Here is a 21,695-nt window from a genome sequence, read left to right as displayed (position 1 = left end):
AATGTAGCCATGGCTACATTTAAACACTTGTCTACTGCCCCTGATGGGAGATGAATAATGAGAAGGCTGCTTGCTTTCACCCTGCTATTGAGTTTGCTTGTCGGCTGCCAGTCCAAGGAGGGCACCTCGCCTGACAGTACCACGGACCAGAAACAGCCGGAAATTGAGCTCAAATACCCGATTCCGGTCGCGGCAACTGTCGGCATGGTGGCAGACCTCGTCAAGAATGTCGGGCGCGAATATGTAAACGTAACCCAAATCATGGGATCGGGTGTGGACCCCCACATGCACAAAGCCAGCCGTGACGATGTGCAGACCATTATGAATGCCGACCTTGTCTTTTACTCCGGACTGATGCTGGAAGGCAAAATGGCCGATACGCTGATCAAAGTCTCGCGCAACAAACCGGTGTTTGCAGTGACGGAACTGATCGACGAAAAAACGCTACTCGAACCCGAAGACTTCAACGGACACTATGACCCTCACGTCTGGATGGATGTGGCCGCCTGGTCTCAATGTGTGGATGCCGTGAAAGATGCTTTAAGTCAGGTCGATCCCAAACATGCTGACGTTTATCAGAAGAATGCCGCAGAATATAAAAAAGAGTTAGAGCAGCTGCACCAGTACGGTTTGAAAACCATGCAGTCCATTCCGGAAGCGAGCCGCACCCTGATCACATCCCACGATGCCTTCAATTATTTTGGTCGTGCCTACGGCCTGGATGTTCAGGGCGTTCAGGGCATCTCCACCGAATCCGAAGCGGGTCTGAAACGCATTAATCAACTCGTCGATATGCTGGTTAAGAAAAACATCAAAGCGGTCTTCGTCGAAAGCAGTGTCTCCAAAAAGAACATCACTGCTCTGATTGACGGTGCTAAAGCGCAAGGCCATGACATCATCATCGGCGGCGAACTGTTTTCCGATGCGATGGGCGAAGCAGGCACATATGAGGGCACCTACACCGGCATGCTGGATCACAACTTCACCACTGTCGCACGTGCCCTGGGAGGAACAGCGCCGGAAAAAGGGATGCAAGGCAAGCTGACGCGCTGATCAAAACAGACAACACACATTCGCAAACTGCGCAATTCAATCGAAGCTGCTATACTTGAGAGAAACTTATTTCGCTCAATCATTTGATGAAGTAAAACCGGACTTATGAATACAAGAGAAAGCGTCGCCGCGGATACACCGTCCGAATTGTCCCCCACAGAAACTCCCCTCTCGGTATATGACTTAACGGTGGCCTACCATCGTAAACCCGTCATCTGGGATGTGAGCTTCGATATCCCCCCGGGAAAACTCGTCGGCATTGTCGGGCCGAACGGCGCCGGCAAAAGTACCCTGATCAAAGCCATCATGGGACTGATTCCCAAGGCTTCGGGGCGCGTCCAGATCTTTGGCAAACCTTACCAGAAAAACCGGCACCGGGTCGGCTATGTCCCCCAACGCGAAAGTGTCGACTGGGACTTCCCCGTGGATGCCCTCGATGTGGTGACGATGGGGCTCTACAAAGAAATCGGCTGGTGTCTGCCTGTGCGTAAAAAACACCGCACCCGCGCCATGGAAGCACTCGAACGCGTGGGAATCGCCGACTATGCCCATCGGCAAATCAGCCAGCTTTCCGGCGGCCAACAGCAGCGCACCTTCCTGGCCCGCGCCCTGGTTCAAAACGCCGACCTGTATCTGATGGACGAACCGTTTGCCGCCGTCGATGCCGCCACGGAAAAAGCCATCGTGCAAATTTTACATGAAATGAAACAGGCCGGAAAAACCGCGCTCGTCATCCACCACGATTTGCAGACCGTGCCTGAATACTTCGACTATGTGATTCTGCTCAATATGCGGGTCATCGATCATGGACTGACGGCGGACGTCTTCACACCAGAGAACCTTCAAAAAACCTATGGCGGTCGTCTGACACTACTCGAAGAAGCCACCGAAACCATGCGACGCAGGGAGCAGTCGCTATGAGGGCGTTCGCGCTGGTGTTGCTCGTCGTCAGTCTCTGGCCACACTCTTTCATTCTCGCGGCTACCGACTCGAACGAGATTCAGACTCAAAAATCCATCACCGACCGCAGTATCGCGATCCCGGAATGGAACGACTGGAAACGTGTGTTCCTGCTGCAGGATTACAACACCCGCATCGTCATCCTCGGCACCACACTGCTCGGTATGTCCGCCGGTATGATCGGCAGCTTTGCATTATTACGCAAGCGGGCCCTGATGGGAGACGCCCTCAGCCATGCTACCCTGCCCGGCATCGCCATCGCCTTCATCATCGCCACCTCTTTGGGCCTGAACGGGAAATCGCTGCCCATCCTGCTGGCGGGAGCTGCCGTCAGCGGCTTGCTTGGAATCGGCGGCATTCTCTTGATTCGCAACCTGACTCGCTTAAAAGAAGACGCCGCCCTCGGCATTGTGCTCAGTGTTTTCTTTGGAGCGGGGATCGCTCTCTTGGGCATCGTCCAACAGATGCAGACCGGCCACGCCGCCGGCCTCGAATCATTTATTTATGGAAAGACCGCTTCCATGGTCGCCAGCGATGCCTGGCTCATCGGCTCCGCAGGTCTGACCTGCATGCTGATCTCCATCCTATTATATAAGGAATTGACGCTGCTCTGTTTTGATGAAGGCTTTGCCAATGCGCGCGGCTTCCCGGTAGTACTGCTGGACATGCTCTTAATGGGTCTGGTCGTCGTCGTCACGATCATCGGCCTGCAGGCTGTTGGATTGATCCTGATGATTTCCCTGCTCGTCATCCCCCCCGCAGCAGCCCGCTTCTGGACAGAAAAAATGGCGTATATGTCACTCGTGGCTCTGATACTGGGAGCCCTCAGCGGCATGATCGGCTCAGCCATGAGTGCCATCTTCCCGAATCTTCCCTCAGGAGCGATGATTGTGCTCGTCGCGACCGCCATGTTTCTCTTCAGCATGGTCTTCGGCATTCCCCGCGGCATCCTGATCCGCAAACTGCGACGGCATCAGTTAAATTCGAAAGTGAATCGACAACACCTGCTGCGCGGCTTGTATGAGTATCTGGAAGCACGGGGACTGCTCAACGAAAAACAGACCGCAGAATCCACGTTCGTCCCCATGTCCACTTTACTGAAAATGCGAAGCTGGTCACCGGCCAAACTGAAAAAAATCGTGAATCGGGCACAGCGGGACCAGTTAGTCGTCTCCCTGCAGGCAGATCAAATCCGATTGACCAAGGCCGGTCTTCTGGAAGCGGCACGCATTGTTCACGAACACCGTTTGTGGGAACTCTATCTCATCACATACGCTGACGTCGCGGCCAGCAAAGTCGATCAGGATGCCGACGCCATCGAACACGTTTTAGAACCCGAAGTCATTGCCGAACTGGAAACGCTACTCGTTCGTCAGTCGACCGCAGGAGTCCTGCAGAGCCCGCATGCGATCGAGATCCAGCAGGAAAAAGCCAACGGACACCAGTCTGGTACACGGAGGGCAACCTGATGGGGGGACTGGAAAACTGGAACTGGTTTCTGGATGGCTGGATTATTGTTGCGGGAATTTTGTGCGCCGCCTCGACGGCACTGCTGGGCAATTTTCTGGTCTTAAGAAAAATGAGCATGCTGGGCGATGCGATCACACACGCGATTCTCCCCGGTCTGGCGGCCGCCTTTATGATCAGCGACAGCCGCAGCAGTTTGCCCATGTTTGTGGGCGCCGTGATTGCCGGAATTCTGACCGCCCTGTTTACCGAATGGATTCGCGGCTTCGGTAAAGTCGATGAAGGCGCCTCGATGGGTGTGGTCTTCACATCACTGTTCGCTTTGGGACTGGTGATGATCGTGCAGGCTGCCGACCACGTCGACCTGGACCCGGGCTGCGTTCTCTATGGAGCAATTGAACTTACGCCGCTCGACACGATCCTGATTGCGGGCTGGGAAATCCCGCGCGTGGTTGTCGTGCTCTCGGTAGTTTTGTTAATCAATCTGCTGTTCGTGATCTTTTTCCTGAAAGAACTGAAACTCAGTTCGTTCGACCCGGCACTCGCCACCACCACCGGCTTTAACGCCACGATGATCCATTACACTTTGATGACTCTGGTCGCCGTCACCGCGGTCGCCAGTTTTGAAACGGTCGGAAATATTCTGGTGGTCGCCATGTTTGTCGTACCGCCGGCAGCCGCCTATATGCTGACTGATCGACTGGGCCGCATGCTCGTGCTCAGTGTGATCCTGGCGATTTTCGCCGCGATCACCGGCCATATCAGCGCCATCACCGTCCCCCATTGGTTTGGATATCAAAGTACGTCGACCGCCGGCATGATGGCCGTCGCCTCGGGCCTGCTGTTCGTTTTCGCGGCCCTGTTTGGTCCCCGGCACGGGATCATTGTCATCTTTGTCCGTCGCCAGATTCTCGCCTGGAAAATCCTCGCCGAAGATATCATCGCACTCATGTACCGCATCGAAGAACGCGATCCACAGCAAAAACCGGATGTCAATTATCTGCGCGACATTCTGTTCTCGCGTCCTGTTCCAACGCAGCTCACACTTCGCTATCTCACAAAACAGGGACAGATCAAGGACACCAACGGAGCTTATGAATTAACGGAAACCGGTCGCGACATGGCCCGTCAACTCGTCCGCTCGCATCGATTGTGGGAACACTATCTGGTCGAACATGCGGGCATGACAGCCGAAACCATTCACAAACAGGCCGAACGACTGGAACACTTTACTGACCGCGATTTACGCGAAAAGCTCAATGCCGATACCCTCGAAACCGACCAGGACCCGCACGGCCGCCCGATTCCCCCCGAAGAGAATTCGGATTAACTCACAAATAGTGCTTGAATACCCTGCATTAGCGCGCCGTCTGCCTGGGGGCCGCTGAATGCCACGCTGACTTCATAGCCCCCCTGGTAATACGCTTCGGCCGTCGGCAAATACCAGGGGCCCCCATCACCGTAACCGGCGGTCGCGACAAAGCGGTCTGGCTGCAGCATCTGGGTACGTAGCTGATATTCCACAAAGGGCTCGGCGGGCAGATGGAGTAAGGAAATTTGATTGAGGTGCAACGCGCTTAATGTAATCGGCTTTTTCTGTGCATGGCGGTGGAGCCAAGCTAGTGTGAACGCCGGCCGATTGCGATGCACCACCCGTCGCGCATGATCGTTGATCTGCTTCTCAAGTTCGTCCGCCGAAAATACCTGATTCACGGGAGGCAGAAAATCAGCCGTCGCCCAACGGATTTTTTTAACGGGCTCCGGTCGCAATTGTTCCGACGCCTGTTCCATCGCTGCAAAGATCCGCTGTGTCAGTACCTGCCGATTTTCCCTGTGGGAACTGTTGTTGTATTTTCCAGCGTTAATATTGCCCGCACAGCCCGTGAAATAGACGTGCGTGCAACCCGGCGTATCATGCTCCGCTTTGAGCCGCCGTGCATGACCGACGAATTCACTGGTCACATTCCCTTCGGTGCAACAATAGCTGATGGGATGGACGGCGTAATAATAACAGGCCGCCACCTTCTCCCGGCCGTCATAAAAAGCCACTGTCTTCAACCAGGGATCAATCACCCCCGCCGGTAAGTCGCGAATATCATCACTGCTGGCGGCGACACTCCGATTCTTTAAGATCTTGCCTGCCTCGTTCAGAATCCGACGGTTCGATGCTACCTGCTCCACTTGAGATTGGGCCGCCGCAATGTGTGTTAATCGACGAGGTCTTTTCAGACTCTCCCGCACGGCAGCACCGGCCCGCTGCAGACAGACTTTGAAAAATTCCGGATCGAGGTTGGGCGGCAAATCGCCCTGAGCTCGTACGATCTGATCGGTCTCCAGACAGGCAAACGGCGCATCATGCTGATGCACACACTGGACCGCCACCCGGTCCGCAGTGGTCCCCGCCGCATCGGCTAAGGCTTTGCGCCACTGATAATGGGCGTCGTTACAAAGCCCCGTCCAGTCGACCGAGCAGACCACCATCGGCGCTCCTTCCCACAGGATCACAAACCCGATCGCTTCCAGTGGATCTTCAATTTTCGCAGCAGACGGAATCCAGCCGCCGCACAAGGAATGGCCGAGGGGAGGTGTGACATCAAATCGAAAAGCGGCAATCTGCAGTTTCATGGTTTCCTCAACTGATCAAAGACAAAATCTGTCATTCAGCATACGAGGAATGGCATGCGAAAACGAGACTTTCACTCATTTTTTCGCCGTTAATGCTCGGAGGAAACGGGAACTTCCTCTTCTTCAGGCTCGGGTTCAGGCTTGGAATCTGTTTGCGGATCCCATTCCCGGCCCACAATCAAACGCGCTCCACGCCGGAAACTGAGATAGGACCAGCCCCACTGCATGACAACCAGCACCCGGTTTTTAAACCCGGTCAGATAAAAGATGTGCACGACCAGCCAGACCACCCAGGCAATGAACCCGGATAATTTGAACCGCCCGATTTCCACAATCCCGCGACTGCGACCAATGGTGGCCATCTGCCCTTTGTCGCGAAAATGAAACTTACTGCGCGGCTTGCCTTTCAGTTCCTCGCGAATTGTTTTGCCGATAAACTTTCCCTGCTGCAACGCAACCGGTGCCGTCCCCGGTAAGGGAGTCCCCGTCTGATGTGTAAAGCTGGCCTGATCGCCGGCGACGAACACATTTTCATGCCCCTGCAGACTCAAATCCGGTTCCACAACAACGCGGCCCCGATTGTCAACATCCATACCTCCCGATTTCCCCAAGGGAGATGCTTCAACACCCGCAGCCCAGAGCACAGTCGCGGCGCGAATTCGCTCATCTCCCAATTCGACTCCTTCATCGTTGATGTTCGTCACCATCGAAGAAGTCCAGATCTGGACACCCAGATTCTCTAAATCGCGGGCTGCCCGGTTGGACTGTTGTTCGGAAAACATCGGCAAAATCCGTGGACCGGCTTCGACGAGAATCACGCGGGTATGGCTGGGATTGATCCGGCGAAAATCCTTGGACAAAGTAAACCGGCTCATCTCGCCAATCGCGCCTGCCAGTTCTACGCCGGTCGGACCGCCACCAACAATCACATAGGTCAGATATTTCTTTTGCTCTTCAGGATCGGTAATTCGTTCCGCATGTTCAAATGCAGATAAAACTCGTTTACGAATTTCCGTCGCCTGAGAAATGTTTTTCAAACCGGGCGCGTATTCTTCCCACTCATTGTGACCGAAGTAACTGTGCGTCGCACCACAGGCCAGCACCAGATAATCAAAAGGCAATTCGCCAAAATCGAATTTGACTTTTTGCCCCGGGAGATCAATCGATTCCGCTTCCCCTAACAGGACGCTGGTATTTCGATAAGTTGAGAGCAGGCTGCGAATCGGTGTGGCAATATCTGCGGGACTCAGTCCGGCCATCGCCACCTGATATAAGAGCGGTTGAAACAGATGGTAGTTGTGACGATCAACGAGGGTAACTTCGACTCCTCGAACGCCGCCCAGTTCCAATGCCGCGTTCAAGCCGGCAAAACCACCACCGATAATCAGCACCCGTTTGGGCTCTGTTTTGCTTCCTGGGTTCTGTAACGTATTCATCACACTAGTTTTATAGAAAGGACGTTCATACCAATCAAACAGAAGTCAGCGCCCTCCTCGATTTCGTTCATGCACACACTATAGCTATTCTAGACGATTCGTCTATGCGCACAAATTGCGTTCTTGAAAAAATCCAGTACTCAGGTTGTGAATCAACAAGTACTGATGAATTTTAAGCGAGAAGATCATGAATCACTTCGCCGTGCACATTCGTCAGACGGCGTTCGATGCCATTGTGATAATACGTCAAACGTGTGTGATCAATGCCCAGTAAATGCAGCACCGTTGCATGATAATCGTGCCAGGCAACCGTCTGTTCGACTGATTTCCAGCCGAATTCATCGGTCGCACCAAAATCAATCCCGTGCTTGAGACCGCCCCCTGCCATCCAGACGGAAAAACCGTTCATATTATGATCACGCCCCGTCCCCACGGTGTTCGAGGCAGATTGAGTAAACGGGGTTCGTCCGAATTCCGTTGAAAACAGAACCAGAGTGTCATCCAGCATGCCCCGCTGTCTCAGATCTTTCAACAAACCGGCAACGGGCTGATCGATGCGGGTCGCTTCGCGAAGGTGATTTCGTTTGACGTCTTCATGACCATCCCAGTTAATCCGCGGCGATCCAAACGAGCCACCAGAAAACAACTGCACAAACCGCACCCCCTGTTCCAATAACCGCCGTGCCAACAGACAATTGCGGGCAAAGGGAGCCGTCTCTTCAGAATCGAAGCCGTACAGGGCTTTCGTGGCAGCCGTCTCTCCCGACAGATCCGTCACTTGGGGAACGGCCAACTGCATTTTCGCTGCCAGTTCGTGGCTGCGAATCCGGGCGACCAGATCGCTGTTGGCTCCGGTCCGTTCAAGATGACTCTGATTGAATTGATTTAATAACTGGCGACTGGCGACTTCGGTGGCATTCGAAATCTTGCGACCGGGAAACAGATCACGTATCGCCGGTCCTTCGGTCTGGAAGGGAACCCCCTGATGCAATGCCGGCAGAAATCCGTTCGACCAGTTAATCGTTCCCGCCGCCGGATAGCCGCGGACATCGGGCAATACCACAAACGACGGCAGCTCATCGGTTTCACACCCTAAGCCATACGAGAGCCAGGCTCCCAGTACCGGAAAGCCGTTCAATCGAAAACCCGTATTCTCCTGAAACGTCGCCGGCGTATGATTGGCAGAGTCGGCTTTCATGGAACGAATCAACGTCAGCTCATCTGCCTGTGACGCGATGTGAGGAAACAGGTCTGAAATCCAGAGCCCACTTTTGCCCCGCTGTTTGAACTCAAAATCATTCTTGCGCAATAATCCAACCTGACCGAAAAACGTTTCCGGCTTCTTCTCGGTCGGCATAACCTTGCCATGCAGTTTTTTAAGCGCCGGCTTATAGTCAAACGAATCCAGGTGACTCAATCCCCCGATCAGGCAGACATGAATCACCCGTTTGACGCGCGGGGGGAAATGAGTTCCCGTTGGTAGAGTTTTCCCCGGAGCCTCTGCACAAAGTGGTTTCTGCTTCAGCAGCAAATCCATCAGCGCCGTTCCCGCCAGGCCGGTTTTCGCCCAGGAAAAAAATTCGCGACGCGACATACTGTCTGCATCACAGGTAGAACCGGCTTTCGAATTTTGATCAAAGGGATTCGTCATCATGGCTTCAATTCACATATAAAAATTCATTGCTATTCAGAATCACGCGGCACAACGCAGACAAACCGTGCTGCTCCAGAAAGTCGCGTGCCAGCTTCGCCTCTTGCGGTCGGGGACGCCGTTGAAACGCCAGTAGAAACAGTTCATCAATCTGCTGCTCCTGTTTTGAACCCGCCCGTTGCTCAACGCGCTCGGCTAACTGATCTGACATCCGCAACACGAATGAGGCATTCATTAACGACAGTGCCTGGAGCGGCGTCGTAGTGGAGGCCCGATCGGGCGTCGTCGTAGAAGGATCAGGGCAATCAAACGTTTCCAGCAAAGGATGCCGCCCGCCTCGGGCAGAAAACCGATAGATCGAACGACGATTGAATTCTTTGCCGACCGGATCCAACGGCTCGTAAAACTGGGTCCCTTTGAAGAAATAGGATTTCACATCCTGGTATCCCTGGCCGCCGACTTTGGGATTGAGTTCGCCGGCTACTTTCAGGATTGAATCACGGATCGACTCGGCTTCGATTCGCTGCGGGCTTTTCCGCCACAACCATCGATTGTCGGCATCGACTTTCAATGCCTCGGGCTGTGGTTCTGAAGATTGTTGAAAGGTCGCCGACATCAGAATCAGACGATGCAATGATTTCAGGCTCCAATTTTCGCGAATCAGTTGTGCCGCCAACCAGTCGAGCAGTTCCGGATGTGTACAACGTCCGCCGTTAAAGCCGAAATCATTGGGCGTATTCACGAGCCCCTGCCCGAAATGATAGTGCCAGACCCGATTCACAATTACGCGGGCAAACAACGGATTTTGCGAATCGGTCACCCAGCGTGCAAATTTCATACGTCGGTCGCGATCCGGGCTGTCGGACGCCAGTCCCAGATCGCCCTTCACGCCTTTGATTGCATTGAGCCCACCCGGATTGACCACGTCCGCCGGGGCATTCACATTCCCGCGTCGCAACACATGCGACACGCCCGGATTTCGGGAAAGCGCCGCATAGACTTTCGTCGGTTGAATCGCCTGCAGACGCGTGATTTCTGCCTGGAGTTCCTTCCGTTCTTTGAGCAGGGTTTGGCGCTGGATCTGTTCGGGTTTCGTCAATACCGCCGTCAGCTCTGCTTCTGAAAAATAAGTGCCTCCCCATTTTGCAGACGCTTGTATTTCTTCAGCCGTCAGTACCCGGTCATACAGGCGGGCTCTGCTGATGACACCTTTTAAGAGTCGATTCCCAGCAGGTGATCCATGTCGTAATCCAAACAAAATTTCGGATTTCCCGGCTGAGAACGGTTGTAACTGTCGCGACTGGTAAGCGATCCCATACGGTGCACCATTGCGATAGGCGGCGATTTTACCGTCGGCGTAATAGACAATCGCAATCTGTACTTCTTTTTCTGCCGCCTCTTGTTCTGCGATGCCCTGAAACGATTTGGTCCTGCTGAAATTATTACTTCCCGCCAGCCAGTGCCCCGGCTGCTGCTCGCCAAACACAATCGCATCGAACAGAACTCCGTCCACCGTCTGCACACTCATCACGCCACCGCCACGTTGATCGAGGTCCGCAAGTTTTACCCAGGCTTCGAGCGTCTTCTCTTTCAGATTCACCTTCAGCGGCTCGGTATTCAAAAACGATTGATTGCCGTCCACCACTAGTCCCTCTTTGGTCTGTTTTGCAGAACCGTGTAACGTCCCTTTTAAGCCCCCCACCTGATCCAGAGTGCTATTCTGAAAATCCCAGGCAGCAACCGGTGACGAGACAGAGACTGGTAGATCACTTTTATCTTGCGTTGTGCGACTGGCCATCACACGCTGGCGCGCCTGTGCGTCTAACTCGAATAGAGTCGCCTGAACTTTCTGCAGCTTCTTGCTATGTTCGGCCAACTGTTGCTGTGCCTGCATGTACTGGGGATTGGGAAGATCACGTTCGCCATGTTCGACGCCCGCCAGTGCAGCGGCAATCTGATAATATTCCTGCTGGCTGATCGGATCAAACTTGTGATCGTGACAACGGGCACAATTCACCGTTAATCCAAGAAACGTCTGGCTGACCACCCCAATTTTGTCTTCCAGTTCATCCTGACGCATCGTTTCCCGCATCGCCTGACTCTGGGGAATCACCACATCGTGCGGGCCGGCAACGAGGAACCCGGTCGCGATCACCGCACTGGGATCGTCGGGCTTCAGCATATCACCGGCCAGTTGCAATCGGACAAACTGATCGTAAGGCAGATCCCGATTGAACGCCTGAATCACCCAGTTCCGATAATGCCAGGCATTCGTACGTGGTTGATCCCGCTCGAAACCGTTACTCTCTCCAAAGCGAACCACGTCCAGCCAGTGCCGCGCCCAGTGTTCGCCGTAGTGCGGCGATGCCAGCAATTGATCTACCCGTTTTTCATAAGCATCCGGTGCAGGATCATTCACGAACGCTTCCACTTCTTCCGGTTCGGGGGGCAAGCCAATCACCGAATAATAAAGACGACGAATTAAAGTTCTGCGATCGGCGCGGGACTGGGGTTCAAGATGCTGCTCCCGCAATCGCGCCAGGACGAACGCGTCAATCGGATTGCGAACCCACTGTTTGTCGGAAACCTCTGGAACAGTCGTCTGGCGTAACGGCTGCAGTGACCACCAGTCATAGCCGCCCCGCTTTTTCGTTGTCTTGCTGAAGGGATCAATGGGATCGGTGCCCCAAGGCGCACCGGCCTGGATCCATTGTTTGAACAATCGCTTCTCATCTGCAGAGAGAGGATGTTCGGGAGGCATCTCATCGGACTCGATATACTGCCAGATCAAACTTTCGTCCGGCTTGCCCGCTTGCAGCGCGGGGCCACTTTCTCCTCCCTGAAAGGCTGACGCCCGACGGGAAAAATCGAAACCAGCTTTGGGATCCAGACCCGCATGACAATCCAAACAACGGGCGGCAATTAACGGGGCGATCACGCGGTCAAAGTCGGCTTGCTGCGTCGCTTTATTTTGAAAGGACTCTTCTGCTGGAGAGATCACAGGGCAACCCAACCAGAGAATCGCCGTCAAAACCATTCCAAGTTTTTCGCCTGCGCGCATGGCACGTTTCTTTCTGCTGCCGTTCGATTCGAAAGGAGGACTGCTCTATCGCTGATTGTCAATTTCCTGCGGATGAGGTTGACACACGTGCCTTGACCCCATACCATATTTCACTATTGAAACCTATTTCATATATGAAGTCAACAACAATGAGCGTCCCGCGCACAAATCCGAAAACCGATGCAGCCGCCTCTCCCAGTTTGCAGCGGGGCATTGCCTTGCTCGAATATCTGGCAAAACATTCGCATGGCTGCACCCTCAGTGAACTCAGCGAACAACTTTCCATTCCGCAGGCGTCTTTATTACGCATCGGAAAAGCACTGGAAGAGATGGGCTATGTCTCGCGCGATCTGGCGACGAAAAAGTTTTATCTCACGAACCGTTTCCTGCAGTTAATTCCTCCCAGCGTGCAAGATCGCCCTTTATCAGAATGTGCGATTGGCCCGATGCGGGAACTGCGTGACATGACCGGCGAGACCACGCAACTCTGTTGTCTGATTGATACCGAGATCGTAATCCTCGAACAGTTGCTGGCGCGACACGCCTTCAAGTACTCTGCGGAGATCGGTGCCCGTGCGCCTTGCTACAGTTGTGCTCCTGGAAAAGCCATCGCTGCTTTTTTACCGGAAAATGAACGCGAGGATCTGGTGAATCGAATTCGTTTTAAACGATTCACTCCACAAACGATTACTTCAAAACGTGCTTTTCTCAATGAATTGGATCTGATTCGCCAACGCGGCTATGCGATTGATCATGAAGAGGGGCTGACAGGCATTCGCTGCATCGCCGCTCCGATTCGAGATCGGAATGGCATCGCCATCGCCGCCTTTACGATCACGGGGCCAGCAGAACGAGTTCCGCAGGATGAATACGAATCGCTGGGGCAAATCGTTCAATCCCGGGCGAATGCTGCCACCGTGGAATTTAATCGATAAGTCTGCTCGTCGACATCACGGAATCCGCTTCAAAGGATCCACACAGTCCATACAATCGCACCAGTCGCGCTGACCGCTGATTTCACCACGAACCTGCCACTCGGATTATCAGGATTTGAGCCCGTCGTTCCTGCTGTCCCATTTCATGTTGCGATTTGACAACCTTCATTCCCGACCTAGTGTAAATATAGTCTATCCACATTGATGTATTCATTGGGTTGTATTAACAACGCCAAGCAGACATCAGTGTCTTAAATATGCTCCCAGTAACTATGTCTTTGTTTTGATACGAGAACCTATTCACTCCCCAGTGATAGTGACGCGTGATTGAACCAAAACAAATTCGTCTCCTGACAAAGACATTGCGATAAATCAGATTTTTTGTGGCGCGAAACAGAAAACCGAATTGTACGTGACAAACTGTGTCAGAGTTCCATTCGATTTTCGTATCCGCGTTAAGGTCGCAAGATGAACAGTCCTCTCATAGCAAATAGTAATTCCATGCCACAGCAACAGTCTGTGCATGGCAGCTATAATATGGGCTCTTCACAGATCCTGAAGGAACTCATCGCCCTTTCGACCGAACACGAAGAATTCTCGTTGGAATCGGGTGAAACGGATTTCGTCGATCAAGTCATCTCGCGCAAACACCTGCGGAAGTTACTCACCGCACTTCAGGCCCGCGATGCATCCACATTATGTCATTCCCGCCGCGTTGCATTCCTGGCAAAAGGAATCGCCACCAATTTAGGCTGGGAAGGAATTCATCTGAAACGGCTGGAAATCGCCGCGCTGCTACATGACATCGGAAAGATCGGTGTCCCCGACCATATCATGCTCAAGCCTGGCAAGCTGACATCAGATGAAATTGAATTGATGTCGCATTATCACAACATCGGTATCGATGTTCTGCAGGCCTGTCAGACCGACCATGAAGTTTTGACAATACTCTCACAAACCCGCTACCACTTCAGTGGCGCGACCAACGGCTTTCAATATATTGGTAGCGACGTGCATCAGGGTGCCCGCATCCTGGCGATTGCCGATGCCTATGATTCTCTGGCGACCGACCAGGTCTATCGGGCCGGCAAAAAACATGATGAAATCATGGCCATCCTGATGGAGGCCGCTGGAACTCAATTTGATGGAAACATTGTCTGTGCCCTTTCACGTTGGGAACAGAATGAACAAGACGTCTTCCATGATGCACTTCTTGAAGTCAACCGGCTTTATCAACCCAAGCCATTCAGCGAGCAGGAAGCACAGGAAGCCAACCTGATCAACAACATTTTCTCCTATCTGTTTCAGATTGAGAGTCTGTATGACGGATTTTATATCGTCAATGCCGATTTTCAGTTTCTCCTCTTCAGCCCGGGTCTGGAAAAACTGGCCGACATCCGGGCCATCGATATCCTGGGTGAAGCCTGGACCGCAAACAGCCTGCCGCTAACCAACAAGGAAGGCACCAGCCTGACCAGAGCAGAATGCTCGATGAACCGGGTCATTGCTAATGGAAAGCCGATGACCACCGAATTCATGCTGGAACGTCCTGGCGGCCGCCTGATCAACATTGAAGTTCAGTCGGTTCCCATGTTCGGCGAAGACGGACACCTGATGGGTATCGCAGAAATCTATCGCGACCTGTCCCGCGGCTTAAAACGACCTCAAGAATTCAACGACCTCAAACAGGCAGCCAGTATGGATGCTCTGACGTCCGTTGCCAATCGAGGCGAACTGGAAACGCAACTGGCGATCATGCTCAGCAGGTTCAACAAAGAAACCGATCCGACACCGTTGAGCCTGATGTTTATCGACGCCGATCACTTTAAAAACATTAATGACTCGTACGGACATTCGGTGGGTGATGATGTTCTTGTTGAAATGGCACGCCTGTTCCAGCACGAAACCTATTCGGGAGAACTGGTCGGACGCTACGGCGGGGAAGAATTTGTGATTCTTTGCCCTGAAACCGATTTGGAACATGCGGTGAAAAAAGCAGAACGCCTGCGGCTGGCAGTCAGTAACCTGAAGCTTGAGAAACTGGAAAAAACGGGTCTCTCTGCCTCATTCGGAGTGGCTCAGGTTGAAGAAGGCGACTCAGTAGAAAGTCTGTTCCGCCGCGCAGATTCTGCCTTGTACCACGCAAAAGAAACAGGCCGCAACAAGGTTTGCTCCCTCACCAGCCACCAGCTATTGTCCGGCATCGACCCAATCAGCGATTCGGTAGAGACGACCGTTGATGAAATGGTCTTTGAAAATACATTCCAGGCACTGATCTCCTCCGACATTATCGTTTACAAGCTGGGCGGTTTTGTAAATGACAATGGTGCGAAGTTGACAGAAGTCAACACAAACCGGGCCGTGATGCAACTCGGCAAATCAGGACTGCTCCCCTTCTGGGGTAAAACCGATGATCGAAAACCAGTTGAAGTGGAAGTCGAATTCGGGTGTGCCGCCAAAAAAGCGAACTCTAACAGCCGCAGTTCCACACCACGCGTCGATGTGATGATCCGAATTACACCACAGGGATGGGTCAAAAAACCACAGCTGTTCCAGCAACGTGCCAATCGCGTCTACCGACTCTTAAAAGATTACTTCGCTGCAGAGTAATCCTGAGCGGCAGAATCCGCCGGTCCACTCTCCTCTCCCCCCTTTCATGTTCCCTCACACGCCAAGGCAGGCAATCTAGCGAAGCCTTACGGAACACGTTGACTGATCCGATATTTGAATATCCAACGATTCTATCTGTCTTACGCCCCCTTATAACCCGCAAGACACGAAAAACCATACACGCCCCAATCTCGCCAACCCGATAAATCAAGCGTATCGATAAACACTCAATCTGCGCATGGTGGCTTACTAGTGGTTTGCAAAATAGACAACAACGGTCCTCATTTTCTTGAGTTCATCTCAGAATCGCGGCTACTGTTCTGCACTTTTCTGGCTGTAATTCTGACAGGACTTCCCGGGTGCGCTCATACAGACGAAGATTATGATGACACATGCTCTACCGTCTCCTGCCGTGTTAAGAAATGCTTTCTGTTTCATCATGATAAATGTTCTCCACATCCGTATCGTTCGCTGGAAGGATATCAAACTGACCTGGATAAATATGTGGTGAAGCACGCAGCCAAAAAGTGCGCTAAGCGCTCCTTAAAGACAATGGCTTGTAGTTGTAAAGACAAACCATCCAAAGCGTTTCGCAAAGGATACCAGCAAGCCTACATCGATATCGCACTAGGTGACTCGGGTGAAGTCCCACCTGTTCCTCCCGAAGAATACTGGGCCGCCCATTACCGAACACCGCAAGGTTATCTGGAAGTCCAGGAATGGTTCACCGGATATAAACTGGGAGCCGAGCACGCACTCGCCGATGGACGCTACGATTATAATAAAATCGCCACTCCGTATTCTCTGATGGACTGGAACCAGAGTGTTGCCGATCACTGGGATGAAAATACAGCCTACAGACAGGAGAGCCCTCCAACGCAGCCAACTCCTCAGGCGGCACCTCCAGCACCACTGAGCACTCCGTACCAGAATCAAAGTCCACAACCGCCGAAAATGACGCTACCGGAGCCCCCGCTGGCTTTACCGGCTCCCCCTGCACCGGCGGTTCCAGAACAGAGTCAGCCCAAACCAATCCAGGCGGTTCCCCAGAAAAAACAACCACAGGCTCAACCGATACTGCCCCCCAAGCAGCCTCGCAGTCAGCCTCCCGTTGTGGCTCCGAAACCACCATTACATGTGCAGCAGACAATTCCTGCTCCCGCATTAAAACGCCACCAGCCGGAAATCGGCAAACCGGCACCGCGTGCTTACATCAACGATGATCCGCCACCGAGTCCGTACAAATTACAGTCGTATCCTTATACGCCAATCCATACACCGTTACCCAGTCGTAGAACGCTTTCAAATCAATACCAGCAACAGAATCAGATAAACATACAACGTTTGCCGCGAATTTCGGAAAGGCAGCCTGGTATTAACAGGTAGTCACTCAGAACCCACTGTACCTGAGTCGCCGTGTGTTCTGAACCGAAACTCATTCAAAGGAAATGAACGACAGGATGTCGCAACACTTCAACAACGCCGTCTTCGAATTGAGAGGTTCGAGCAGGATGCTGAAACACCTTAAAACAATGCCTGCAATCAAGTGGCATCTTCTCTGCGCGCTGTTGTTGCCTCTGCTCTTCAACGGCTGTGCTGCCATTCATCCGATCAAGGGAATTCCCGCTCAATATCTGCCTATGGAATACAAGGGAGAAGTGCGCTCCGGCAAAGAGACGATTGACCTCTCTCTGCTACGACAACCCGCGCCGAAACATTATCTGCTCGATTCCGGAGACGTTCTGGGAGTCTACATCGAAGGCGTTCTCGGCCAGTTTAAAGATGTGCCTCCGGTTCATTTTCCTCAGACACAGGAAGTCGCCCCTTCCCTGGGTTACCCGATCCCCATCCGTGAAGATGGTACGATCTCACTCCCGCTTATCGGAACCGTCTTTGCCCGCGGACTGACTCTGACCCAGCTCGAAGAAACAATCCGCCGCAAATATACATCAGAAAAAAAGATCCTGCGCGAAGGCCGTGACCGCATTTTGATCAGTCTGCAGAAACCACGTTCCTACCGAGTGCTTGTCATTCGTCAGGAAAATGCGAATGACATTGTGGGTACAACCGTCGGTAATTTAAACGTAGGACGATCCAAACGCGGTACGGGGCGCGTGATCAACTTACCTGCTTACAATAACGATGTCCTGCACGCACTGGCAGAAACCGGAGGACTACCCGGACTGGATGCAGAAAATTCGATTTATATCATTCGCGGCGCCGCCCATCAGATGAACCATTCGATCTGCCCTCAACCCATCCAGACAGGTTCTGCCAACCCGAACAATGACGGTAACCGTCAACAGATCCAACAGGTCTCCGACACCTATACTCCCATCCCTCAGTCATCACCGCTGCCAAGCGATACGGCATTCCAGGTGGGTCAGCCACTTTATTCTTCTGATGGCGGCTTCTATTCGGGTGACTTTATGGCCCCCACAGTCATCAATGATTCCACCATGCAGCGTTCCGGAATCATCAAAATCCCCATTCGCCTGAGTCCCGGCGAACAGGTGCACCTCACACAGAACGATATCATTCTGCATGATGGAGACGTGGTGTTCATTGAATCCCGCGACACGGAAATCTTTTATACCGGTGGGCTGCTGGGGGGCGGACAATACACGCTGCCCCGCGATTATGACCTGGATATTCTGGGAGCGATCTCCATCGCCCAGGCATCACAGAACGGAAGTAATACCAAATCGAATGGCGGCCCTTCTGCGCTGAACCAGGATGTTACCATCAGTGCGAGCAACGCCATCATCCTGCGTCAGCTCCCTAACGGAACTCAATTGCCAATCAAAGTCGATTTGTATGAAGCGGTGCGACATCCCAGTCAACGCGTGCTGATTCAGCCCGGCGACTATGTGATTCTGCAATACACCAAATCAGAAGCAATCGCGGCCTTTGTGGAACGTCACCTGCTGGAAGGTGCATTGTTCGGGCTGGCAGCATCCAATCTGCAGGGAGGCGGCGGAGGCCGCTAACCAGTTAAGCCGATTCCATTCAACGCGTCCTGAATCGAAACAACCGACGTCTACTTGCGGATAATAAAACCCTGTTTTTCAGTGGGCTCTGCTAGAAGCACGCGCCCCGTATGTAGTTTGCCTTCCCGTCCGCCACGGGCAATGAGCAACAGCTTGTCATTGATTCGATCAATGCCGAGACTGCACTCGAGATCAAATTTCGCAAGAAACTGGTAACTGGTGTCTGCTTTTAACAGTTTCGTTCCATAACATCCGAACCACCATTGATTGTCGGCAAACGCCGCCGTTTGAATTCCCAGTAAGGTATAGCCGCTTTTCAGAACATGTTTTTTGACAAACTTAAAATTCGGATCATATTCGTACAGATAATTCTCTTCGATACCTTTCGGCAGTCCCCCCACCACGATGAACTTGCCAGCATGCACGGCAATGCCACCCGCACCATAAATCACTTCGGGAGTCTGATGCTTGGCAATCAACAATAATTTTTCTGCATCATATACGTAGACCCATGAATCTGCTTTTCCCTGGGGGTTATTGAAATCGCCAAAGTTCACCGCGACAAAAAGTTTACCTCCTTGAAAACAAAGATCCCCGTGATGATTGCCTACTGGAATTTTCACCAAAACCTTGCCCGCTGCATTAGTTTTGACCAGCTCCGTTGTAAAACTCCAGAAAATGTGCCCCTGCCCATCGATGCAGATTCCCTGCAGATGATGCGGATAGGCTCCCTCGCATTGAACGTTGGAATATTCTGTTTTCTTCTGAACCGCTGCTGCCTGATTTTCTGCCCGACTTGTCTCAGACAACCCGCTCACGAGCATGAATATCAAAACAAAATACACGCGCTGTAAATTCATAGCTTAAGAAATCTCCCACAACAAACAGAACTCTGATCAATCCTATATCCCAATCAATGACGTCCGTTTGTCATTTTTCAACTTCATATTCGAAACAAAATTAATCCGCGGAAATCAGATCCGGACCATCGCCGGCTCTTTTTTCATAGGTCCCTTTTGACGATTTCACATATTTGGTGAAACCGAGTTCGCCCAGACGTTTATCGTCGTTTAATGTACGCTTTGCTTCTGCATCCGACCATTTTCCGGAAAAATGGGCAGCCGTAATCACTTTACGCACCGGCTCCCCCGTCTCAGGATGGGTCGTTAATACAGGATCACTCATTCTTTGAATGACCTCAAAACGCTCACCCGGCGTTCCGTCCGGTTTAATCACTTCATAAACATAAGTAGGCATTGCTACTCTTTACCTCTCAACTCGACTTGGAAAACGTGATGCTAAGCCTCAAAACTCACCAGTCTGGGTTCTTCCCTGACTGTGATCACATCAGCTTACAAAGATTTTGATAGACCTAAAACAAGGCCCACCAGAGAATATCAGGGATAATTCCTCTTTTTCTCTGTGAAACCAGCTTCTGAAGACTCAAAAGGAGCCTTCTCGGACAGTAGAACCCGTGTCCTATTGTTAGTTTCCATTACAAAGACGGAATAATCCATTAAAATCAGGCAGATTTCATGTAATATAGCCGATGTGACAGTGAATAGACGCCAGCGGAACTCGGCTTGCAACACGCCCCTCATGCACATCCGCCCCCTCATTCTGCCTTATCGGAATCATACTCATTCCAGCAGAAGAGGAAAAGGTCCTGATGTTTGAACCTGAAGCTTGAGAATTAGTGACTGGTATTGCTGGACCTCGCGAGCTAGAATCTGTTAGCATCGTCTATTGCTGAACCCAGACAAACTCACATACGTATACACAACGTGGGTAGTATTTTTAATAGGAGAATAGTCCGTGCAAGTTGCGATCACTTGTCGTCATGGTAGCGTTTCAGATGGTCTCCGCGATTATATTACTGAAAAGTCTGAAAAGTTACTGACGTACTTTGAGAGGGTAACTGCAATCCAGGTAACGATCGACCAGGGTGAAAACCAGAATCGGGTCGAAATTCTCGTTGATGCAGAACACAAACATAATTTTGTTGCCCATGCAGAAGGAGATGAAGTTAAACCAAACTTTCATTCCGCACTGAGTAAAATGGAACAACAAATTAAAAAATATAAGGAAAAAATTCAGGACCACCGTCGTGATCTTCCTTTGAATGAAATCGCGGAAAACAACATTGCGGAAGCAGAATCTGAATAATTCCTGTGTCCTCAGTTACTTTTGGCTGAGTGATAAAAGAGTACTGACTTAGAATATAATTATAATGAAGTGTGATCAGCTCGGAACAATACCCCTCATTCTCCGTTGTTTAAGCTGTCGCAATTTACAACAACGTCTTGCGCTTTAACCGCGGACACTGATTTTTTTGCAGATGTAGTTAGAAGGAAAGAATACATGAAGTTAACAGACTTCGTGGTTTCGGATGCGATCATTCCGGAATTGAATGTAACAACCAAAGAAGAAGCAATCCGCACGATGGTTGCCAGCCTGAAAAATGCAGGCAGCATCTCTGCTGAAGATGAGGAAGGTATCGTCTCGGCAATTCTCAAGCGAGAAGAGCTGGGTTCAACCGGTATCGGAAATGGTGTGGCCGTCCCTCACACCAAACATTCTTCCGTAGAAAATCTGACCGCCGCAGTCGCCCTCTCTTCGGAAGGTGTCGACTTCGCCAGTCTCGATGGTGAGGATGTTTATATTTTGTTTTTGCTAATTTCGCCTCTGGATCGTCCTGGAGATCACTTACGCGGGCTGGAAAATATTTCCCGCCATTTGCGGAATCAAAAATTCTGTAATTTTCTCCGTCAATCCAAAAACATAGAAGACATTGTTGAACTACTTAACGAAGCTGACAGCAATCAGCTGGATTAAGTACCTGGACACACAAAGTCAGGGAGAACCTGTTCGAATTCAGCTCATACTTGCCGCCAATGCCGACCATTC

General features: G+C 51.8%; 16 protein-coding genes. 10 read left to right on the top strand and 6 right to left on the bottom strand.

Annotated elements, in window-relative coordinates; genetic code table 11:
* Window positions 1–57: 57 nt before the first annotated feature.
* The 4 genes from Pan241w_RS02505 to Pan241w_RS02490 all read left to right on the top strand — a co-directional run bounded on the left by Pan241w_RS02505 (window position 58) and on the right by Pan241w_RS02490 (window position 4,810).
* A complete protein-coding gene (locus Pan241w_RS02505) occupies window positions 58–1,053 on the top strand; it encodes a metal ABC transporter solute-binding protein, Zn/Mn family (RefSeq protein ID WP_145210488.1) in 996 nt (331 codons plus the stop codon).
* A gap of 105 nt (window positions 1,054–1,158) precedes the next feature.
* Window positions 1,159–1,974, top strand: coding sequence for a metal ABC transporter ATP-binding protein (locus Pan241w_RS02500; RefSeq protein WP_198000285.1), 816 nt, complete (start codon window positions 1,159–1,161; stop codon window positions 1,972–1,974).
* Window positions 1,971–3,482 (top strand): metal ABC transporter permease, encoded by a 1,512-nt coding sequence (locus Pan241w_RS02495; protein WP_145210484.1) that lies wholly within the window; start codon window positions 1,971–1,973, stop codon window positions 3,480–3,482. Before Pan241w_RS02500 ends, Pan241w_RS02495 begins: the two co-directional genes overlap by 4 nt.
* Complete coding sequence (locus Pan241w_RS02490; RefSeq protein WP_145210481.1) at window positions 3,482–4,810, top strand: metal ABC transporter permease; 1,329 nt, start codon at window positions 3,482–3,484, stop codon at window positions 4,808–4,810. The genes Pan241w_RS02495 and Pan241w_RS02490 overlap by 1 nt, the downstream gene beginning before the upstream one ends.
* On the opposite strand, the gene Pan241w_RS02485 is transcribed toward Pan241w_RS02490, so the two are convergent.
* From Pan241w_RS02485 to Pan241w_RS02470, 4 genes are all read right to left on the bottom strand, one after another.
* Entirely contained in the window at window positions 4,807–6,105 is a 1,299-nt protein-coding gene (locus Pan241w_RS02485) for a hypothetical protein (protein WP_145210478.1), read from the bottom strand. The two genes, Pan241w_RS02490 and Pan241w_RS02485, sit on opposite strands and share 4 nt — an antisense overlap.
* 89 nt (window positions 6,106–6,194) lie before the next feature.
* Complete coding sequence (locus Pan241w_RS02480) at window positions 6,195–7,541, bottom strand: NAD(P)/FAD-dependent oxidoreductase (protein WP_145210475.1); 1,347 nt, start codon at window positions 7,539–7,541, stop codon at window positions 6,195–6,197.
* 172 nt (window positions 7,542–7,713) lie between these two features.
* The gene (locus Pan241w_RS02475; RefSeq protein WP_198000534.1) at window positions 7,714–9,192 is read right to left on the bottom strand and encodes a DUF1501 domain-containing protein; all 1,479 of its coding nucleotides are present in this window, start codon (window positions 9,190–9,192) and stop codon (window positions 7,714–7,716) included.
* Between the two features lie 7 nt (window positions 9,193–9,199).
* The gene (locus Pan241w_RS02470; RefSeq protein WP_198000284.1) at window positions 9,200–12,253 is read right to left on the bottom strand and encodes a DUF1553 domain-containing protein; all 3,054 of its coding nucleotides are present in this window, start codon (window positions 12,251–12,253) and stop codon (window positions 9,200–9,202) included.
* Window positions 12,254–12,402: 149 nt separating this feature from the next.
* Between Pan241w_RS02470 and Pan241w_RS02465 the strand changes: the two genes are divergently transcribed.
* The 4 genes from Pan241w_RS02465 to Pan241w_RS02450 all read left to right on the top strand — a co-directional run bounded on the left by Pan241w_RS02465 (window position 12,403) and on the right by Pan241w_RS02450 (window position 18,788).
* The gene (locus Pan241w_RS02465; RefSeq protein WP_145210472.1) at window positions 12,403–13,188 is read left to right on the top strand and encodes an IclR family transcriptional regulator; all 786 of its coding nucleotides are present in this window, start codon (window positions 12,403–12,405) and stop codon (window positions 13,186–13,188) included.
* A 468-nt stretch (window positions 13,189–13,656) separates the two neighbouring features.
* A complete protein-coding gene (locus Pan241w_RS02460; RefSeq protein WP_145210469.1) occupies window positions 13,657–15,798 on the top strand; it encodes a diguanylate cyclase in 2,142 nt (713 codons plus the stop codon).
* 552 nt (window positions 15,799–16,350) lie between these two features.
* A complete protein-coding gene (locus tag Pan241w_RS02455) occupies window positions 16,351–17,184 on the top strand; it encodes a hypothetical protein (RefSeq protein WP_145210466.1) in 834 nt (277 codons plus the stop codon).
* 125 nt (window positions 17,185–17,309) lie between these two features.
* A complete protein-coding gene (locus Pan241w_RS02450) occupies window positions 17,310–18,788 on the top strand; it encodes a polysaccharide biosynthesis/export family protein (RefSeq protein ID WP_198000283.1) in 1,479 nt (492 codons plus the stop codon).
* Between the two features lie 50 nt (window positions 18,789–18,838).
* On the opposite strand, the gene Pan241w_RS02445 is transcribed toward Pan241w_RS02450, so the two are convergent.
* Together Pan241w_RS02445 and Pan241w_RS02440 are read right to left on the bottom strand one after the other, a co-directional pair.
* The gene (locus tag Pan241w_RS02445; RefSeq protein WP_145210460.1) at window positions 18,839–19,648 is read right to left on the bottom strand and encodes a Kelch repeat-containing protein; all 810 of its coding nucleotides are present in this window, start codon (window positions 19,646–19,648) and stop codon (window positions 18,839–18,841) included.
* Window positions 19,649–19,748: 100 nt separating this feature from the next.
* Window positions 19,749–20,045, bottom strand: a complete 297-nt coding sequence (locus tag Pan241w_RS02440; protein WP_145210457.1) for an FmdB family zinc ribbon protein — start codon at window positions 20,043–20,045, stop codon at window positions 19,749–19,751.
* Window positions 20,046–20,603: 558 nt separating this feature from the next.
* On the opposite strand from Pan241w_RS02440, the gene hpf reads away from it, so the two are divergent.
* Window positions 20,604–20,954: a ribosome hibernation-promoting factor, HPF/YfiA family gene (gene hpf, locus Pan241w_RS02435; RefSeq protein ID WP_145210454.1), complete on the top strand. Its 351-nt coding sequence runs from the start codon at window positions 20,604–20,606 to the stop codon at window positions 20,952–20,954.
* Between the two features lie 195 nt (window positions 20,955–21,149).
* On the top strand, window positions 21,150–21,623 hold the full coding sequence (locus Pan241w_RS02430) for a PTS sugar transporter subunit IIA (RefSeq protein ID WP_145210451.1): 474 nt from the start codon (window positions 21,150–21,152) through the stop codon (window positions 21,621–21,623).
* Window positions 21,624–21,695: the final 72 nt, after the last annotated feature.

The sequence above is a fragment of the Gimesia alba genome (assembly GCF_007744675.1).
Taxonomy (GTDB): domain Bacteria; phylum Planctomycetota; class Planctomycetia; order Planctomycetales; family Planctomycetaceae; genus Gimesia; species Gimesia alba.
The sequence above is the reverse complement of the archived record's forward strand: the minus strand, read 5'-3'. Positions and strand labels throughout refer to the sequence as shown.

What these genes read in the sequence shown, in the direction of transcription:
- Pan241w_RS02450 (WP_198000283.1), top strand. Translation starts at nt 17,310, where the DNA reads ATGCTGAAACACCTTAAAACAATGCCTGCAATCAAGTGGCATCTTCTC.
- Pan241w_RS02460 (WP_145210469.1), top strand. Translation starts at nt 13,657, where the DNA reads ATGAACAGTCCTCTCATAGCAAATAGTAATTCCATGCCACAGCAACAG.
- Pan241w_RS02455 (WP_145210466.1), top strand. Translation starts at nt 16,351, where the DNA reads ATGGCTTGTAGTTGTAAAGACAAACCATCCAAAGCGTTTCGCAAAGGA.
- Pan241w_RS02465 (WP_145210472.1), top strand. Translation starts at nt 12,403, where the DNA reads ATGAGCGTCCCGCGCACAAATCCGAAAACCGATGCAGCCGCCTCTCCC.
- Pan241w_RS02495 (WP_145210484.1), top strand. Translation starts at nt 1,971, where the DNA reads ATGAGGGCGTTCGCGCTGGTGTTGCTCGTCGTCAGTCTCTGGCCACAC.
- Pan241w_RS02430 (WP_145210451.1), top strand. Translation starts at nt 21,150, where the DNA reads ATGAAGTTAACAGACTTCGTGGTTTCGGATGCGATCATTCCGGAATTG.
- Pan241w_RS02490 (WP_145210481.1), top strand. Translation starts at nt 3,482, where the DNA reads ATGGGGGGACTGGAAAACTGGAACTGGTTTCTGGATGGCTGGATTATT.
- Pan241w_RS02475 (WP_198000534.1), bottom strand. Translation starts at nt 9,192, where the DNA reads ATGACGAATCCCTTTGATCAAAATTCGAAAGCCGGTTCTACCTGTGAT.
- Pan241w_RS02480 (WP_145210475.1), bottom strand. Translation starts at nt 7,541, where the DNA reads ATGAATACGTTACAGAACCCAGGAAGCAAAACAGAGCCCAAACGGGTG.
- Pan241w_RS02485 (WP_145210478.1), bottom strand. Translation starts at nt 6,105, where the DNA reads ATGAAACTGCAGATTGCCGCTTTTCGATTTGATGTCACACCTCCCCTC.
- Pan241w_RS02470 (WP_198000284.1), bottom strand. Translation starts at nt 12,253, where the DNA reads ATGCGCGCAGGCGAAAAACTTGGAATGGTTTTGACGGCGATTCTCTGG.
- Pan241w_RS02440 (WP_145210457.1), bottom strand. Translation starts at nt 20,045, where the DNA reads ATGCCTACTTATGTTTATGAAGTGATTAAACCGGACGGAACGCCGGGT.
- Pan241w_RS02505 (WP_145210488.1), top strand. Translation starts at nt 58, where the DNA reads ATGAGAAGGCTGCTTGCTTTCACCCTGCTATTGAGTTTGCTTGTCGGC.
- Pan241w_RS02500 (WP_198000285.1), top strand. Translation starts at nt 1,159, where the DNA reads ATGAATACAAGAGAAAGCGTCGCCGCGGATACACCGTCCGAATTGTCC.
- Pan241w_RS02445 (WP_145210460.1), bottom strand. Translation starts at nt 19,648, where the DNA reads ATGAATTTACAGCGCGTGTATTTTGTTTTGATATTCATGCTCGTGAGC.